Source organism: Nocardia vaccinii NBRC 15922 (assembly GCF_001613305.1).
GTDB lineage: Bacteria > Actinomycetota > Actinomycetes > Mycobacteriales > Mycobacteriaceae > Nocardia > Nocardia vaccinii.
In genome coordinates, this window is the sequence record NZ_BDCC01000136.1 from 1 (window position 1) to 774 (window position 774).

Genomic DNA, 774 nt, shown 5'->3' on the forward strand with positions numbered 1-774 from the left:
CAGGTAGTTGCGTGGGTAGTCGTCACGCGGCTCAGCTACCTCAAGATTCGCGATCGTGCGGTCGCTTGCCAACTCCTCTCGGCTCTGCCAGAGCAGAACGCTGCCGATCGGGTAGTCGCGCGCGACGGAGTCCAGTAGCTCAAGGACCTGCTTGCGATTCCACACGAACTCTCGCTGGAATTTTGGCAACAGAATGTCACCACTCTTGATCCGACGGGCAAGTTCTACCAAGCTCTCTGTCCCCGTGTGCAGCGCCCGCACGGACGCCAAATTCCCTGCCACTGCGGTCCTCCCCGGATGCGGCCATCATGGTCCCGCGACCCTAGCAGCGGGGTCCGACATGCGTGCGAGAAGGAACTCGGCCTCACCAACGTCGAGCACTGTTCCGACTCACCCCGTGCCGCAGCTACCCCGAGCTTTCAGCGCGCCCTGCGCGCATGATTCCACGTGAACGAGCGGGCGATAGTTTGGATACCTGAGCGCAGGTAGACCTGTCGATCAGGACCACGCGTGACTACCTGTGAACACAGGAATGTCAACTTGGGTTGAATCGTGACAACCCGGTCGTTCCGCTTGGGTTCAATGGAATCAGAGGGTCAGCCTCCAGCCGGAAGCGACAAGAAAAACCCGCACAACAGATGTAGGAAGATACCCTTGGGGCAGAGAGTGTTTCGCGCTTCGGGTAGGCCTCCTCAGAGATCCAGCAGGCCGAGTTCCGAGGGTGCTCCGACCTCGGGCATACGCTCCGCCCCCTGATGGGTCTTGCACCGGCCA

General features: G+C 60.9%; 1 protein-coding gene. It reads right to left on the bottom strand.

Annotated elements, in window-relative coordinates; translation table 11 throughout:
• The coding region (locus NV1_RS41670; protein ID WP_218027383.1) for a DUF262 domain-containing protein at window positions 1-282 on the bottom strand (282 nt) is incomplete at its 3' end.
• Window positions 283-774: the final 492 nt, after the last annotated feature.